The sequence below is a fragment of the Gilliamella sp. B2717 genome (assembly GCF_026536675.1).
GTDB lineage: Bacteria > Pseudomonadota > Gammaproteobacteria > Enterobacterales > Orbaceae > Gilliamella > Gilliamella apicola_I.
On record NZ_JAFNNQ010000096.1, the window covers coordinates 45,567 to 64,179 of the forward strand.

Sequence of the window (18,613 nt, forward strand, 5' to 3'; positions counted from 1 at the left end):
TAAATTAATTGATTATGTTTTTTTGAACAATTTATTCAAACGCTGAGACATAAGGAAGTTTGCCGTAATTTAACATTTTTGCTTTTGCGTCACTTCGGCGTCCAAATCCTTGTAATTCAAAGTTTAAAGACAATTTATTTTCATATTTACTTTTATGCGTATCGATATTCCAATCAGTTAGTTTTCGTCCATATTGCACTGTCATCCCCCAACAACAGTCGCTGTAATGTAATCCAACAAACCCATCGACCATTTGTCCTTTTTTGACATCATGATAATACGATCCAACTGCTGAAACTGTTTCAGAGAGTGGCCAAGTAGTCATAATACCAGTTTGAGAAATATTTTGCTTATAGTTATTATAAATCGAGTTTAAATCAACCGTATCGATGTATTTATGATTTGCATAACGGTATGATAATTGAATTAATTTATTACTCGAAGGACGATATTCAAAAATACTGTTGGCTAATGATATTGCATCAAGGCGAGTATCATATTGCACCCCACCTCTAAATACAATTTCATCTGAAATTTGCCAAAAGTTGTCTGCTGCCCAAGTTATACTACCCGTATCAGAGTTTCTATCCAATTTGGTATTGTTTTCACTGGTTCTTGATTTAGTAAAATACGTGGTTTGCCCAATCGAAAAATTGAATCGTTCAACTTTATTTATATCATAGAAACGTGTTGTTATACCGGTTGAAATTTTATTAGTAGATGGAATTCGGTCTAGACCGCTATAAGGTTGATCCCTAAATAATCCAATATAGTCTGATTGGAGTAAGGTCGAATCATAATTTAATATATTTGATTGTTTCTTATAAGGTATATAAATGTATTTTACACGTGGCTCTAATGTTTGGGTATAACCCTCAATAAGGGTTGTATCTCGTTCAAAAATAATTTTACCATCAACCGATATTTTGGGTATAAATCGACTGACATTTTTATCAAGATTTTTGAAACGGTTACTATTACTTGGTAAATCTTGATTGTAATAAGTGGCCATAAAACCAGCTTCAGTTGATATCGAAGACCAAGAATTAGTTAACGTATAGTTTAATGTTGGTTCGATGTGAGTACGCCAAGTTTTAGGTTCATTTTTTCCTTTACTTACAAAATGACTGATTTGCGCATAGTTTTTAAATTTAAATGGCCCGAAATCATAATTGTAATAGGTAATATCTAACTGAGGTTGAGTTTGATAAAGATTATCTTTTAAATTAGTACGGAAAGTCTGAAAGTTTAATTGGCTTAATGTAATGTCCCAATTTTCGTCGTTATAACCCAACTGATAAAGCTGAGAAAGGTAACCCGCAGTTGATGAAACATAATCGGAATCTAAATCCGAAAGATATTGGTTATCACTGACACGTGTAGCATTAATTTTTAGTCGCCAATTGTAATTAATCAGTTCATCGTTTTTCCAATAAAATAACCAGCGTTGACGATTATCATCATAATTAATACCATTGGCTTTATTATCACGGTCTTTATTATATTGACTGTCATGTTGTAGCCAATCAAAGGCAAGCGTACCCGCACCAAGTTCGTTAAGATAACGGAACTCAGTTTTTAATTGAAATCCTCTTTTTACTAGGATTCTTGGTTGAAAAGTTGCATCATAGTTAGGTGCAATATTCCAATAAATAGGTAGCGAAAAATCAACGCCATCTTTGTTATTAAAGCTAAGATTCGGCATTAATAACCCTGAACGTCGTTTATTTCCGGTAGGTAATTGTAAATAAGGTGAATATAAAACAGGTACTTTTCCCACTCGAAAAACCGCATTCCAAACTTCAAGCAATTCTTCTTTGTTGTCATGAATTACGGTTGTACCCTTGATACTCCAAGTATTGTTATCAATAGGACAAGACGTAAAACTACCATTTTTCAAGATCACATAACGATTATTCTCAAGTTTGATTTCATCGGCTTGACCACGACCAAGGCGATTTACCAAATGGTATTTACTTGATGTTATTGCAGTATCGTTATTATTAAGATTCATCGATGCATGATCGCCTTTCATTTGAATTAAATTATCTTGATAATTGATACTGCCATCGAGGGTGACTGTTTGGGTATTATTTTGTGAGTTTATTGTCACTTTATCGGCTTTTATAACCCGATTGCCTTGTTCAATTGATACATTACCCTTATAAGTGGCTGTATTTGGGTAATTAGCTTCAAATTCGTTTGATTCAGCATTAACCGGTAATGTATTGATATTACCATTGACTAATGGTCGATCAAATCTAGGCACATTATTTAGACATTGAGCGTTATTGCTATCAGATTTTGGCAAAGCAATAGCATAACAAACATTGTTATATAAGGAAAAAACTATGGTTAATGTGATTAGTGATGGCGTTAATTTTTTCATCAATGATTAAAATTAATTATGTTTTTTATAATTAACACATTATAACGGTTATTTATAAAAGTGCGAATGAAAAATTAACGTTTTCCTTTGCGTTTAAATGTTTTATTGAGTTGTTTGACCATGATTACTCGTTTTTCAGGCGATGTAAATTGAAATTCATCCCACCATTTAGCCAGTTCAAGTAATTCGCCTTTTTCAATTGATGCTCGCATTTCAAGAAGATCATAAGCAGCACGAAACTTAGGATTTTCTAAAATTGCAAATGCTCGTTTGCCTTCTCTTTTCTTCATGCGTAGCTGTAAACGCCATATATCGCCCATAATAGAGGTTAACCGTCGAGGGATGGCAAGCACTTTACATTGTTCAGCAAGAACATCGTTGATAGCAACAGAAAAAGCGTCGTGAAATTGCAAACCACCTTCAATACAAGTTAATTGTGTTTGCTCAATAATTGGGTACCAAAAAAATGCAGCAAACAAAAATGCCGGATTAACCCTTTTATTATTAGCAATGCGATAATCGGTATTTTTAAGAACTTGCTCAATGATTTTTTCTAAAAAGCTATTTTGATTATTTGTGAACAATCGGTTAATAGCTGGAAAAAGTTGTTCAAAAAGATGATATTCTTTTAATAATTTATAAGTTGCGTAACCATTTCCCGTTTGTAAAAGTTTGAGCGACTCATCAAAAAGTCGAGCAGCTGGAATATTTTTCAATAATGGTGCTAGGTGCTTAATGGGTTTTGCTGTTTGTGCTTCAATTTCCATATCCAATTTAGCGGCAAAGCGTACCGTTCTTAACATCCTGACCGGATCTTCTCGGTAGCGTACTTGAGGATCGCCGATTAAGCGAATTAGACCTTTTTGTAAATCTGCAATACCGCCACAATAATCACGTAAGCTAAAGTCTTTTAAACTGTAATACAGTGCATTTATGGTGAAATCCCGACGGATAGCATCTTGCTCTATGGTTCCGTACACATTATCGCGTAATAACATTCCGGATTGCGAACGTCTAGACATATTGGTTTGATCCAATTGATTATCATGTTCACCACGGAAAGTTGCCACTTCAATAATTTCTTTACCAAACATAATATGGGCAAGTCTAAAACGTCTGCCAACTAAACGGCAATTACGGAAAATCTTTTGTATTTGTTCTGGTGTCGCATTGGTTGTAATATCAAAGTCTTTTGGCTTTTTGCCTAAAAGAAGATCCCGAATACACCCTCCAACTAAATAAGCCTCATACCCTTGTTTATTTAATCGATGAAGTACTTTAAGCGCATTTTCACTTATCTCTTTGCGAGAGATATTATGTTCATTACGAGGAATGGACACATAATGTGATTCAGGGTGTTTATCATGGCAAAACATTTTACGATAAAAGCGGGAAACTTGTTTAAAAATAGCGCACCTCAAAATTTGTTATAAATTGTAAACCAAATATAATGCCGAATTATAGCCTAATTGAATTTAACTTTCCACGGCTCAAACCAATAACTATTAAGTAATCATTAAACTCCTTGAATAAGTCGTCGTAAAACAGTCAATGATTTTTCTATCTGATTTTTTTAAATACAATTATCAAAAATAACATTTATTTATATAGTACAATATAGTAATATCGTTCAATCAAAACGACTTATTTAATTTCGTTTGTATCTATGTAATATCATGGAACTGATTATAATTATTTAAACTTATACTTGAATTTTTTTGAGTTAATTGTAGGGAAACAATAATTTCCAGCAACAGACACAACGTTAAAACATGATTACAAGACATTTTTACCGTTAATTTTTATACTGCAATTAAGTTCCCAAAATCACTTGAGTATATACTATTAACTGATAACTTATCGGGGGCATTATGAATATTCGTGATTTAGAATATTTTGTTTCTTTAGCTGAATTCCGGCATTTTCGTAAAGCAGCTGATGCTTGTAATGTAAGTCAACCAACCTTAAGTGGACAGATCAGAAAATTGGAAGATGAACTTGGCGTAATGTTGTTAGAACGCACTAGTCGCAAGGTTTTATTTACTCAAACTGGCATGATGCTTGTAGAACAAGCCAAAGAGATATTACGTAATATCCAAATTTTGAAAGAGATGGCAAGCCGCCAAGGTGAAGAGATGTCAGGGCCAATGCATATTGGATTAATTCCCACCATTGCACCTTATTTATTGCCTCATGTCATCACGGTTTTACATGAATCTTTTCCTCAATTAGAACTTTATTTGCACGAAGCTCAAACGGCCAATATTGTTGCACAACTTGAAAGTGGTAAACTTGATTGTGCGATTGTTGCTCAAGTTAAAGAGACAGCGCAATTTATTGAGTTACCTTTATTTGATGAACCAATGTTCTTAGCTGTACCTACAAATAGCGATTTAGCTAATCAAAAAACCATCAAACTTTCAGATTTGAAAGGGCAAAAATTCCTCATGTTAGAAGACGGACACTGTCTACGTGAACACGCTATGGGTTATTGTTTCCAAGTTGGAATCGACGAAGACAAGCAATTTAAAGCAACAAGTCTTGAGACTTTACGCAGTATGATTTCAGCCGGTCGTGGAATTACTTTATTTCCTGAGTTAGCCGCGCCAAACGAGCGAACTCGTGATAATATTTGTTATATCCCTTGTACTGATCCTGTTCCTTCACGAAGTATTGAGCTGATTTATCGACCAGGTTCACCATTACGGTCTCGTTATGAAACCATTGCTAAAACAATTCGTGATCATATGCCAAAAGTATTTGCTGAAAAAGAAAAATTACTTAACGTGGCGAAATAATTATTTTAGAACAAATCAATTTATTTAAAGTTATTAAAAATAAAAATGAAAAATAGCAAATCTGGTGGCGTGCGTGCAAAACAAAAAGAAAAAACACGCCGTAGCTTAATCGATGCAGCATTTAATCAACTTAACGCAGAGCAAGGTTTTGCAAGTTTAAGTTTGCGTGAAGTTGCACGTGAAGCAGGTATTGCAGCGACCTCTTTTTACCGTCATTTTCGAGATATGGATGAGTTAGGTTTAGCAATGGTTGACGAAAGTGGTCTAACGCTTCGTCAATTATTACGTCAAGCTCGAAAACGTATTGAGAAAGGAGGCAGTGTCTTACGCACCTCTGTCACAACTTTTATTGAGTTTATTGATAAAAATCCGAAAGTTTTTTTATTATTACTACGTGAAAAAGCCGGAACCTCATCAGCTTTTCGCTCCGCTATCGCTCGCGAAATACAACATTTTATTGTTGAACTGGTTGATTATCTTGATAATGCCAATAACATGCCCCATTACTATAATGAAGCTCAAGCAGAGGCAATGGTAACCATTGCATTTAATGCGGGTGCGGAAGCAATTGATTTTGATATCGTTCAACGTCAGGAACTCATCGAAGATCTGATATTTCAACTTCGTATGGTTTCACGTGGCGCCTATTATCTTTATCATAAAGAACAAATTAAACTCGAAAATCGCTAATTTAATTTTTTTATTTAATAAAACCTATAATTTGGTTATAAAAAAACTGCGGTTTAAACCGCAGTTAAATAAAATGATTTAATCAATAATCATTACAGATTCTGTAATACTTTTTCAACACTATCTTTCGCATCGCCAAATAACATATAGCTATTTTCTTTAAAAAATAGTGGGTTTTGTACGCCTGCATAACCCGTATTCATTGAACGTTTAGAAATAATCACCGTTTTCGCTTTCCAAACTTCAAGTACAGGCATGCCTGCGATAGGGCTATTTGGATCTTCTTCTGCCGCAGGGTTAACCGTATCATTTGCACCAATGACCCAAACAACATCTGTATCAGGAAAATCATCATTGATTTCGTCCATTTCTAGTACGATATCATAAGGGACTTTAGCTTCTGCTAATAATACATTCATGTGACCTGGTAAACGTCCTGCAACGGGGTGAATCCCGAATCTTACTTCAATTCCCATACCACGTAGTTTTTCTGTAATATTGCTGACAGCGCCTTGTGCTTGCGCAACCGCCATACCATAACCTGGTACAATAATGACAGAACGCGCTTCTTTTAACGTTTGTGCAACTTCAGCAGGTTGCATTTCACGATATTCACCTTGTTCTTCATCAGTAGTGTTAGCTGAGCTACCGTCAGTACCAAAACCGCCTGCAATAACGCTAATGAAAGAGCGATTCATTGCTTTACACATAATATAAGAAAGAATGGCGCCTGAAGAACCAACTAATGCGCCGGTAACAATTAATAAATCATTACTTAGCATAAATCCGGCAGCGGCGGCAGCCCAACCTGAATAGGAGTTTAACATCGAAATAACCACAGGCATATCTGCACCACCGATAGATGCAACAAGGTGGAAGCCAAATACGAATGCAATAATGGTCATGGCAAGTAAGCAGACCAGTGCGCCAGCGCCTGTTTTTAGCTCAATGAACGTAAACATTAAAATGATTGAGACAACAATTGCAGCTAAATTCCAATAATGTTTATTTGGAATAGATAACGGTTTTGAGCTAATGCGTCCATTAAGTTTGCCAAATGCGACAATAGAACCTGAGAATGTTACTGCACCAATAAAGACACCGACAAAAATCTCGACTAAATGGACGGTCATTTCACTACTATGGTATATCAGTATTGCACTATTTAAATCTAAAAAGCTATTTAAACCAACAAGTACTGCTGCCATCCCAACAAAGCTATGAAGTAATGCCACCAGTTCAGGCATTTGCGTCATTTCGACTTTTTTGGCTAGGTATAAACCAATAGCAGCACCCAGAATCATGGCAATAATGATCCAATGCAATCCACCTTTAATACTTGCAACGGCAGCAATAAGTGCAATAGCCATGCCGATCATACCGTAAATATTACCAGATTTAGCTGTCTCTTGATTTGAAAGTCCACGTAGACTAAATATAAAAAGTAATGCAGCAATCACATAGGCTGCTTGAATAATTCCATTACTGAACATTATTGATACTCCCCTCTATTTGCCACGTTGGAACATTTTTAGCATTCTTTGAGTAACAAAGAATCCACCAAAAATATTGATACTAGCAATCAAAATAGCTACAAAGGCAATGGCAGTCGTTAAACCATTATCATCACCAATTTGCAATATGGCACCGACTAAAATAATGCCTGAAATCGCATTTGTTACAGACATAAGCGGTGTATGTAAAGAGTGGGTGACATTCCAAACAACGTAATAACCCACAACACAGGATAAGGCAAAAACAGTAAAATGCCCTAAAAAGCTTTCCGGAACTGAATTAGCAATCCAAAAATAGGCGATGATTAACAGAGCCAGAATTCCAAATTTCTTTTGTGGTGTTATTTGTTTCGGTTCGGGTTTTACAACAGGCGTTGTCGCTTTTTGCTGCGGTTGAGCCGACACTTGTATTGGTGGTGCAGGCCAAGTGATTTCTTTATCTTTAACCACTGTCACACCACGAATAACAACATCATCAAAGTTGATATCAATATTGCCGTCTTTCTCTTTAGCAAGCAGTTTTAGTAAATTAACAATATTCGTACCATAAAGCTGTGAGGCTTGTGCAGGCATACGATTAGCTAAATCAGTATAACCAACGATTTTAACGTTATTATTGGTTTCAAAAACTTTACCTGGTTTGGTTAATTCGCAGTTACCACCTGTTAGTGCCGCTAAATCTACAATCACACTACCTGGTTTCATTGATTCTACCATTTCTTTAGAAATCAACTTCGGCGCAGGTTTACCGGGGATAAGAGCGGTTGTGATGATGATATCCACCTCTTTGGCTTGTTCAGCAAATAAAGCCATTTCAGCTTCAATAAAAGCTGCTGACATTTGTTTTGCATAGCCGTCGCCTGAACCGGCTTCTTCTTCAAAATCTAATTCTAAAAAATCAGCGCCCATACTATTAATTTGTTCGGCAACTTCAGGGCGAGTATCAAATGCCCGAACAATTGCACCTAAACTCACCGCTGCACCGATTGCAGCAAGACCGGCAACACCGGCACCAATGACTAAAACTTTTGCTGGTGGGACTTTACCTGCAGCGGTAACTTGACCAGTAAAAAAACGACCAAATTGATTTGCCGCTTCAATAACTGAACGATAACCAGCGATGTTAGACATTGAACTTAATGCATCAAGTGATTGTGCTCGTGAAATACGTGGCACACAATCCATTGCCATGACTGTTATGTTTTTGGCAGCAAGTTTTTCCAATAACTCTTTATGCTGAGCAGGATAAATATAGCTAATGAGAGTTGATCCTTCTTTCATCAACGCGATTTCTTCATCAGTTGGTGCGTGAAATTTAAGAATTAAGTCATTTTGCCAAATATCTTGAGTATTTTGAATGGTGGCTCCAGCATCAATGAAAGCTTGGTCTTCGAAATGAGCAGCATGTCCAGCACCTTGTTCAACTGAAACTGTAAAACCAAGTTTTAACAGTTGTCCAACAGTTTGTGGTGTAGCAGCAACTCTTGCTTCATTGGCTAACCGTTCTTTAGGTATACCGATATGCATTGCGTTACGTCCTTATGTTAAGTGAGCTTGTAAATGTTTCTCGATTTTAGCATAAATTAGCGACGGTGCGAGTAGGGAATTTATTTTTTATTATCGAAATATTAATATTAAATTTAATAATAATTGGATTTTAAATCTGTGAATTAAAATTAAAATATTTACCCTGCAACCAATGTGATTAAATCTTTTTGATAGTGAACTAATTAAGGAAGAAATAGATGTGTTAGTTTACCTAAAATTGATCATTCCTTCTACTGATAGCTTTGCATTTATTAGAAAGAAAACAGGTTTAGTTGGCTTGTGATTCATCGTATAAAACTTGGAATTTATCAGAACATTCAATCAAAATAGTTCAATTAAAAAGATTTATGGAAAAATCAGTAAATAATGCTGGCGAGATAAAACGTTAACCTATCCCAATTGATATTAAATCGTTGGGATTTTTAGTGTCAGTCTTATAAACACAAAACAGTGTTGTTTTGATTTATACGTAACAATTAATAGCCCTGTAATTTGCTGTTGAGGTTATGGTAAAACCAAGTATTGTCCAATAATAAGTATTAACGAGGTAAAATATGGCCGAATTAAGCCAGAAAAAAAATAGTATGCTAACATTAATGTTTGCATTGCTTGCTGCTTGTGTAGCATTTCAACTCAATGCGAGTATGTTAAGCCCAGTATTAGTCACTATTGCTAAAGAATTAGGTTCTAACGACGCTCAAGTCGGATTATCCCAAACCGCTTTTTTTACCTCTGCTGCACTGTTTTCATTATTTTTACCCCGTTTAAGTGATATAAAAGGTCGTAAAAAAGTCTTAACGATTATGTTGTTTATTATGACATTAGGTACGGTGCTTGCAGCGGTTGCACCGAATATCGTTGTATTATATATTGCGCGAATTATTCAAGGTGTATCAGGGCCAGTCGTTCCACTTTGTTTACTGATGCTCAGTCATGAAGTTAAAGATGTCAAAAAATATGGCATGTTAATGGGCATAGTGACCGCTGTAAATGGCGGTATTGCTGGCATAGATGCAATTGCCGGCGGTCTGCTTGCAACTTATTGCGGTTTTCGTTCGGTGTTTTGGGTCATTGCGATTGCCGCAGCGCTATCCACCTATTTTGTTCATCGTCATGCACCTGAGTCTAAACCTTCTGAAGGAACCAAAATGGATTGGTTAGGTGTGCTGTTCATTGTGCTTACTGTTGCTGCATTGTTACTAGCGCTAAATGAAGCAGGGAATTTAGCCCTTGCCAACTGGTTTAAAGTCATAGGATTAACTATTTTTGCTGGTATCTGTTTTATTCTATTTTGGAAAACAGAAAAAACCAGTAAACAACCATTAGTAACGATAGTACATTTAAAAACCAGAGCAACTTGGGCAATATTGTTAACCACACTATTAACTATGACAGGGATTTTTGCCGTCGTTAATGGGTTAGTGATGTCATTAGCGCAAAATACTGAAATCGGATTTGGTTTAGAAGCTGATTGGGCTTCACTTATTTTATTAACACCTTATGCCTTAATTGGGTGGTTGATAGGGCCATTTTCTGGACGTTTGGCGCCAAGTTTAGGTTACAATAAGGTACTTAAATTAGGTTTAATAGGATGTGTCATTAGTCAATTAATGATCATGTTCTACGGGATTGATTCACTACCGATATTAATTATTGGTGTTATTGCATTAGGTATTTTTTATGCAGGAATGGCGAATATCATTTTAAATGGTCTTGGTATAGTCTTATCGCCTAAAGAAAACTTAGGTTTTCTGCCAGGCATGAATGCAGGGGCTTTTAATTTAGGTGCAGGATTAAGTTTTGCTTTATTGCCTGCTGTACAAATGATAAGTGGTTATACCGTTAAGGGTTATTTTAATGGAATGTTATTAGGATTAATCATTACAATTTTAGCCTTAGTTTGTAGTTTCTTTATTCCTCGACCTGTCGAAGCTGAAGTATAAAATCAAGATAAAAACGGGATTTTTTAATCCCGTTTTTATTGTTTAAATTAATCTTCTTCTGGCATGAGTGTAAAAACTAATGTTGTAAAAAATTTTTCTTGAGTCGCAAGTTGGCTATCTTTTAGGGGAAAACCTATTTCGACACCTACTACGTTTAAGCCTTGATTAGGAATAGTAATGGTCGCTTGACCTTTATCATCAGTTGTAATCGTTTTATCTAAATTATTAACGACATCGATAATAACAGCAGTATTTGTTAATGGCTGATTATCTTTATAGACAGTTACAAGTAAATTATCACCGCGTTTTAATTGGGTTGGATCAACTGCTGGTACTATTTGTAACGGAATATCTTCAACCCGTTTAGGTGCGTTGACGGATGATAAATAATTGACACTGTATTTAATGGCATGGGTTCCTTTACTCGCTCCTTCTACTTTATTCATCGGAAGATTAACATATTTACCCTGTGCATTTTTAGTCCAATAACCATAATCAAAACTAACCGTTACAACAGCGGTATTTTCTGTCGGTTCAACGGTCACATAATTTTGATGTTTTTTTTGATTAATCGGTAAAGAAGTCCAATTACCATTATAAGCATGAATCTTTTTTACATATTCCGTTTGATAACCATTATCTAACGGGCCTTCACCTAAAACGATTTGCTTTTGATCAACCCGATTAGCGATCCAAATACCATGAGCAGAAAGCGATTGTGATATCATACAAGTAACACTTCCTGATAAGATGAGTACAAATAATTTACGCACGATAAAAATCCTTATATTTTATGAAAATGATAATCATTATCATATCGATATAAAAAAAGTCAATGCTATTTGTGTAATTATTGATCATCAAAAAATGTTTAATATGATAATTAAATATAAAATATGTTTTGTTCGTTTTTGATCGCTTTAGTAATAAAATAATTGCATTACAATTCTTGAATATAAATAACCAAATTGTGTTTTTATTTTTTTGATATATAAAAACATATTATGAATAACAAATCTTAAACTTGCTATTTTTAACTATTACAATTTGTTATATAATCAAAAGTATTTTGTCCTTAACGCAATATATTGTCTTACTCATTTATATTTAGGGCGCATTCAACAATTGAGCATCTATTATTAAGGAACCACTATGATGGATTTTTCCCAATCAGTGCCAGAACTGGTCTCTTGGGCAAAAAAAAATGATTTTTCAATTAATTTGCCAGTTGAACGGCTTGCTTTTTTATTGGCGATAGCCGTCTTAAATAGCGAACGCTTTGATGGTGAAATGACTGAATCTGAATTAATTGATGCTTTCAGGCATGTATCACAAATTTTTGAACAGAGTGAAGATACCATTGCTGTTCGAGCAAATAATGCCATTAATGATTTAGTACGCCAGCGATTAATTACGCGTTTTGCTAGCGAAATGACTGATGGTTATTCAATTTATCGTTTGACGCCTTTGGGAATTGGCATTTCGGATTACTATATTCGTCAACGAGAATTTTCTACGTTACGTTTATCAATTCAGCTTTCTATTGTTGCTCAAGAGCTAAAACGTGCGGCTGATGCAGCACTAGAAGGTGGTGATGATCTTCACTGGCATCGTAACGTTTTTGCACCCTTGAAATACTCCGTTGCAGAGATTTTTGATAGTATTGATATTACCCAACGGGTAATGGATGAGCAACAAGCGGATGTAAAACAAAATATTTCGGCATTATTAAGCCAAGATTGGCAAGCAGCAATTAGTAGTTGTGAAGGTCTACTCACTGAAACGTCACAAACATTAAGAGAATTGCAAGATACGCTAGCCGCTGCGGGCGATAAACTCCAAGCAAGTCTGCTCTTGATTCAAGATGCAACCATGGATAATCCTGAACTTGATAAAATCAATAATGTGGTTATGGATTTACAAGGCAAACTTGATCGTATTATTGGCTGGGGACAAAAGGCGATTGATCTTTGGATTGGTTATGATCGCCATGTTCATAAATTTATCCGTACTGCTATTGATTTAGATAAAAATAGAGTCTTTTCACAGCGATTACGTAAATCAATACAAGGCTATTTCGATTTACCATGGTCACTTATTTTTGCCAATGCTGATCGCCTACTTGATATGCGTGATGAAGAACTTGCACTACATGAAGCAGAAGTAACAGGTGAATTACCTTCAGAACTTGAATTTGAGATGATTGAAGAGATTCAAGAACACATTATTGCCCATATCGAACAAAATTTATTGATCTTCAAACAGGAAAATAAACCACTGGATATGAGTATTGCTATTCATAGTTATCTAGCACAGTTCCCTCGAGAACAACATTTTGATATTGCAAGATTATTTATCGATCAGGCTATTCGTTTAGGGATTGCCGAAAATGATTTACTCGGTATCCCAGCCGAATGGAAACCTATTAACGATTATGGAGCTAAGGTACAAGCACATGTCATCAACAGATACTAAAGATTTAGAATTAGAACAAACAGCTCATCATCTTGATGAAGTCATGGGGCGCATTGCGGCAAGTTCCCAAGCATCTATCGATAAATATATGCCCGTTAAATTAGCACAGGCAATTGCCAATCCTCTTTTTCCTGAGCTTGATAGTTTATTGCGTTCCGGACGTCATATCGGTATAGATGAACTGGATAATCACGCCTTTTTAATGGATTTTCAACTCGAACTAGAACAATTTTATCAACGTTATAATGTCGAATTAATTCGTGCACCAGAAGGCTTTTTCTACCTTCGTCCTCGTTCAACAACATTAATCCCCCGTTCGGTATTATCCGAACTTGATATGTTAGTCGGTAAAGTCCTTTGTTACTTATATCTAAGTCCTGAACGGCTAGCGCATGAAGGTATTTTTACCTTACAAGAACTCTTTGATGAACTTGTTTCGTTAGCGGATGAAAGTAAATTACTTAAATTAGTTAATCAACGGTCGACTGGATCAGATTTGGATCGGCAAAAGCTATTTGATAAAGTCAAAACGGCACTTAATCGATTACGTCGTTTAGGCATGATATTTTTTATTGTAGGAAATGACAGTAGCCGTTTTCGTATCAACGAATCTATCTTCCGTTTTGGTGCAGATGTACGCAGTAGTGATGATGCACAAGAAGCGCAATTACGTTTAATTCGAGACGGTGAAGCAATCAAAATCGAATCATCGCTTATCCTAGACGATGATAATAACGAAGAACAAGAAGAAGATGTTAATGAGGAGATTGAATAATTATGATTGGACACGGTAAGTTTCACTCATTAACCCTAATAAACTGGAATGGTTTTTTTGCCAGAACATTTGAATTAGATCAACTTGTCACTACGCTTTCAGGGGGGAATGGGGCAGGTAAATCCACAACCATGGCGGCATTTGTGACCGCATTAATTCCTGATTTAACACTATTACACTTTCGAAATACTACTGAAGCCGGTGCAACATCAGGATCACGTGATAAAGGTTTACATGGTAAATTAAAACCTGGCGTTTGTTATTCCATGCTTGATGTCATTAATTCACGTAATCAGCGAATTATATGTGGTGTTCGATTACAGCAGGTGGCTGGGCGTGATAAAAAAGTCGACATCAAACCTTTTCTATTACAAGGTTTGCCTGTTGGCATTAGCCCAACTGAACTGGTAACCGAACGTTTAAATGATAAACAAGCTAGAATTTTATCCTTGCCCGAATTAAAAGATAAAGTCGAAACAATAGAAGGCGTTATCTTTAAGCAATTTAATTCAATTACCGATTATCATTCGGTTATGTTTGACTTTGGTGTATTACCTAAGCGCTTACGTTCCTCATCCGATCGTAGTAAATATTACCGGTTGATTGAAGCGTCACTATATGGTGGTATTTCAAGTGCGATTACTCGCTCACTTCGTGATTACTTACTTCCTGAAAATAGTGGTGTACGTAAAGCGTTTCAGGATATGGAAGCGGCACTTCGTGAAAACCGAATGACACTAGAAGCTATTCGGGTGACTCAATCTGACCGAGACCTATTTAAACATCTTATCACTGAATCAACCGATTACGTGGCTGCGGATTATATGCGTCATGCTAACGAGCGTCGTGTACATATTGAATCGGTGCTGGGTTTACGTCGTGATATGTTCAAAACACAAGATTTGCTCATTAGTAACCAGTTCCGCCAAGTTGAAATGGCAAAAGAACTTAAAGAGTTCCAAGATGCACAAAGTGACTTAGAAACCGACTTACAAGCAGCCAATGATCACCTTAATTTAGCGCAAACAGCGCTACGCCAACAAGAAAAAATTGACCGTTATCAAGCTGATTTAGATGATCTCAATTTAAAACTTGAAGAGCAAAATGAAGTTGTACTTGAAGCGAATGAACAGTATCAAACCTATCGAGATCAAGTGGAACACACCGAACACGAAGTGGATGAAATCAAAACGCAATTAGCGGATTATCAACAAGCACTTGATGTACAACAAACTCGTGCAATTCAATATCAACAAGCGCTGCAAGTACTAAAAAATGCTCAATCTTTATGTCAATTACCCAAATTAGGCATAAGTAATATCGAAAATCATTTTGAAGTTTTTGAAGAAAAACAAAAAGAAATAACTGATCAAGTGCTTGAAATGGAGCAAAGACTCAGTGTTTCTGATGCGGCGATAAATCAATTTGATCGAGCATATCAATTAGTGGTGAAATTAGTTGGCGATGTTGTTCGTAGTGATGCTTGGCGTGCAGCGAAAGAAGCATTAAGACAATGGCCGTCACAATGTTATCAAGCTGAACAAGCTGAACATTTACAACTCCAACTTGATGAATTAGAACAACGCTTTTTTGAACAAAAAGAAGCCGAATCACTATTAACCCAATTCTGTAAACGCATTGGTCGCCAAATTGAATACGATCAACTTGATGACTTAAAACAAGAACTTGAAATACAACTTGATGAAAACGCAATATTGGCCAATGAATCAAGTGAAAAACGAATCGAATTCAGACAAGAACTTGAACAAATTCAATCCAAAATAGCGGATTATCGACAAAAAGCACCAATGTGGATAAAAGCACAAGATGCCTTAATTGCCCTACAAGAGCAAACTGGACAAAGCTTTACCCACAGTCAAGCTGTTACGCAACATATGCAACAGCTACTTGAACAAGAACGCGCATTAGTTACAGAACGCGATCAGATAACGTTCAAACGAAATCAATTAGATACTCAAATTGAACAACTTAATCAACCAAGTGGGGTTGATGATGGTCGTTTATCGGCATTAGCTGAGCGATTTAATGGTGTATTACTTTCTGAAATTTACGAAGATGTCACCATTGATGATGCACCTTATTTCTCAGCGTTATATGGCCCATCACGTCAAGCAATTGTGGTACCGGATTTGTCGCAAGTTAAAGCACAACTTGAAAATCTGACCACCAGTGAAGAAGATTATCCAGAAGATATCTATTTTATTGAAGGTGATCCATCCTCATTTGATGATAGTGTTTTTGATTGTGAAGAGATGAATAAGGCCGTATTGGTTAAAACAGGTGAACGCCAATGGCGCTTCTCCAGTTTTCCAAAAGTTCCGTTATTTGGGCGAGCAGCACGTGAAATTCATCTTGAAAAACTATCATTAGAGCGAGATGAGCTGCATGAACGTTATGCTAATCTCTCATTTGATTTACAAAAATTACAACGTATTGAGCAAAATGTTGGTCAATTTATTGGTGAATATTTATCGGTTGCCTTTGATATCGATCCCGAAGCTGAGGCGCAAAAATTAGCGACAAGACGCAATGAAATTGAACGTCAATTAACATCACAAGAATCGATTGATAAACAAAATCAACAGCAAGTTGCCAATTGTAAAGAGCAATTAGTGACAGTAAACCGATTAGTTGCTCAAATGCATTTACTGGCTGATGATGATTTAGCGGATAGAGTAGATGAATTGCGTGAACAGGTTGCTGAAGCACAAGATGCGGCGCAATACGTCAGCCGTCATCGCCATACCGTTTCTGAGCTTGAACCGTTAGTTGCTGTATTACAAAGTGATCCTGAACAAAACGAAGCATTGCGTGAACAATACAACATCGTTAAAGCACAGCAACACACTATTCGCCAGCAAGTCTTTGCACTAACGGAAGTAATGCAACGCCGGGCTCACTTTAGTTATGAAGATTCAGCTGGAATGTTGAATGAAAATACTGATTTGAACGAAAAATTGCGAGCTCGATTAGAAATTGTTGAAGCACAAAGAACTGAAGCACGCAGTCAAATGCAGCAATATCAAGATAAGTATAATCAATATAATCAAACGTTAGCTTCACTAAAAAGCGCCTTTGAAACTAAACGAGATATGCTTAATGAACTGCATAAAGAAATAGATCAAATTGGTGTGAAAGCGGATGCGATCACTGAAGAGCGTGCTCGAGCTCGTCGTGATGAAATTCATCAAAAACTAAATAGTAATCGTCAACATTGTACTTCGCTTGAAAAGCAGCTCATTATGTGTGAAAGCGAAATGACGCAAATGCAAAAACGACTAGCACAAACACTGCGGGATTATAAACAGCTTAGAGAACAAGTTGTTGAAGCCAAAGCAGGGTGGTGCTTAGTATTACGTTTAGTTAAAGAAAACAGTGTTGAACGACGATTACATCGACGTGAGCTGGCTTATTTAAGTGCAGATGAACTACGTTCAATGTCGGATAAAGCGTTAGGTTCATTACGTTTAGCGGTCAATGACAACGAGCACTTACGTGATGTATTAAGACTATCCGAAGATCCAAAACGACCAGAACGCAAAATTCAATTTTATATTGCCGTTTATAAACATCTTCGCGAGCGAATTCGCCAAGATATCGTCAAAACGGATGACCCAATTGAAGCCATTGAACAAATGGAAATTGAATTATCACGCTTGACCGAAGAATTAACTTCACGTGAGCAACAGTTAGCGATCAGCTCAAAAAGTGTAGCAAATATTATCCGTAAAACTATTCAGCGTGAACAAAACCGTATTCGTATGCTTAACCAAGGTTTACAAGCGGTGGCATTTGGACAGGTGAATGGCGTACGATTAAATGTCACGATTCGTGAAGCTCACTCATCACTGTTAGCGGCATTAGCAGATGACCAGAACGAGCATCAAGATCTCTTCAGCAATAACCGCATAACCTTCTCTGAAGCGTTAGCAAAACTTTATCAACGTTTAAATCCTCATATCGATATGGGACAACGAACCGCACAAAATATTGGTGAAGAATTACTTGATTACCGCAACTATCTAGAAATGGATGTTGAAGTTAATCGGGGGGCAGATGGTTGGTTACGTGCTGAAAGTGGTGCATTATCAACCGGTGAAGCAATCGGTACCGGTATGTCAATACTATTAATGGTTATTCAAAGTTGGGAAGAAGAATCCAAACGCTTACGTAATAAAGATATCTCGCCATGTCGTTTATTATTCTTGGATGAAGCCGCTCGACTTGATGCCAAATCTATTGCTACACTCTTTGAACTTTGTGAACGGTTAGAAATGCAGCTTATTATTGCTGCACCTGAAAACATTAGTCCAGAAAAAGGTACAACTTACAAACTGGTACGTAAAGTAATCAACAATCAAGAACATGTTCATGTGGTTGGATTAAAAGGCTTTGCATAACGGAATACTGGATTGATTTATACCACCTCTTTATTGATGAAAGTCGATAAAGAGGTTATT

Annotated in this window: 11 protein-coding genes; 6 read left to right on the top strand and 5 right to left on the bottom strand. The window is 36.3% G+C overall.

Features of this window, described 5'->3' with window-relative positions; all coding sequences use genetic code 11:
- Window positions 1-31: 31 nt before the first annotated feature.
- Complete coding sequence (gene lptD, locus J3U35_RS10900) at window positions 32-2,389, bottom strand: LPS assembly protein LptD (protein WP_267361362.1); 2,358 nt, start codon at window positions 2,387-2,389, stop codon at window positions 32-34.
- A 74-nt stretch (window positions 2,390-2,463) separates the two neighbouring features.
- On the bottom strand, window positions 2,464-3,798 hold the full coding sequence (gene pcnB / locus J3U35_RS10905; protein WP_411589972.1) for a polynucleotide adenylyltransferase PcnB: 1,335 nt from the start codon (window positions 3,796-3,798) through the stop codon (window positions 2,464-2,466).
- 462 nt (window positions 3,799-4,260) lie between these two features.
- Between pcnB and oxyR the strand changes: the two genes are divergently transcribed.
- Both oxyR and fabR read left to right on the top strand, forming a co-directional pair.
- Window positions 4,261-5,187 (top strand): DNA-binding transcriptional regulator OxyR, encoded by a 927-nt coding sequence (oxyR, locus tag J3U35_RS10910; protein WP_267361364.1) that lies wholly within the window; start codon window positions 4,261-4,263, stop codon window positions 5,185-5,187.
- A 45-nt stretch (window positions 5,188-5,232) separates the two neighbouring features.
- Window positions 5,233-5,877 (top strand): HTH-type transcriptional repressor FabR, encoded by a 645-nt coding sequence (fabR, locus tag J3U35_RS10915; RefSeq protein WP_267352383.1) that lies wholly within the window; start codon window positions 5,233-5,235, stop codon window positions 5,875-5,877.
- A 92-nt stretch (window positions 5,878-5,969) separates the two neighbouring features.
- Here the strand turns inward: fabR and pntB are convergent, their stop codons facing one another.
- Together pntB and pntA are read right to left on the bottom strand one after the other, a co-directional pair.
- On the bottom strand, window positions 5,970-7,370 hold the full coding sequence (gene pntB / locus J3U35_RS10920) for a Re/Si-specific NAD(P)(+) transhydrogenase subunit beta (protein WP_267352382.1): 1,401 nt from the start codon (window positions 7,368-7,370) through the stop codon (window positions 5,970-5,972).
- A 15-nt stretch (window positions 7,371-7,385) separates the two neighbouring features.
- Window positions 7,386-8,918, bottom strand: a complete 1,533-nt coding sequence (pntA, locus tag J3U35_RS10925) for a Re/Si-specific NAD(P)(+) transhydrogenase subunit alpha (RefSeq protein WP_267361366.1) — start codon at window positions 8,916-8,918, stop codon at window positions 7,386-7,388.
- A gap of 575 nt (window positions 8,919-9,493) precedes the next feature.
- On the opposite strand from pntA, the gene J3U35_RS10930 reads away from it, so the two are divergent.
- Window positions 9,494-10,882 carry an MFS transporter gene (locus J3U35_RS10930; protein WP_267361368.1) on the top strand — a complete coding sequence of 463 codons (1,389 nt, stop codon included), beginning with the start codon at window positions 9,494-9,496 and terminating at the stop codon, window positions 10,880-10,882.
- A gap of 47 nt (window positions 10,883-10,929) precedes the next feature.
- Here the strand turns inward: J3U35_RS10930 and J3U35_RS10935 are convergent, their stop codons facing one another.
- Complete coding sequence (locus tag J3U35_RS10935) at window positions 10,930-11,655, bottom strand: DUF4198 domain-containing protein (protein ID WP_267361370.1); 726 nt, start codon at window positions 11,653-11,655, stop codon at window positions 10,930-10,932.
- Between the two features lie 379 nt (window positions 11,656-12,034).
- Here J3U35_RS10935 and mukF point away from each other — a divergent pair, with 379 nt between their 5' ends.
- The 3 genes from mukF to mukB are packed head-to-tail and all read left to right on the top strand — an operon-like array spanning window position 12,035 to window position 18,553.
- Window positions 12,035-13,357 carry a chromosome partition protein MukF gene (gene mukF / locus J3U35_RS10940; RefSeq protein ID WP_267361372.1) on the top strand — a complete coding sequence of 441 codons (1,323 nt, stop codon included), beginning with the start codon at window positions 12,035-12,037 and terminating at the stop codon, window positions 13,355-13,357.
- A 43-nt stretch (window positions 13,358-13,400) separates the two neighbouring features.
- Window positions 13,401-14,132: a chromosome partition protein MukE gene (gene mukE, locus J3U35_RS10945; RefSeq protein ID WP_363317426.1), complete on the top strand. Its 732-nt coding sequence runs from the start codon at window positions 13,401-13,403 to the stop codon at window positions 14,130-14,132.
- Between the two features lie 2 nt (window positions 14,133-14,134).
- A complete protein-coding gene (mukB, locus tag J3U35_RS10950) occupies window positions 14,135-18,553 on the top strand; it encodes a chromosome partition protein MukB (RefSeq protein WP_267361375.1) in 4,419 nt (1,472 codons plus the stop codon).
- The last annotated feature ends 60 nt before the right edge of the window (window positions 18,554-18,613 follow it).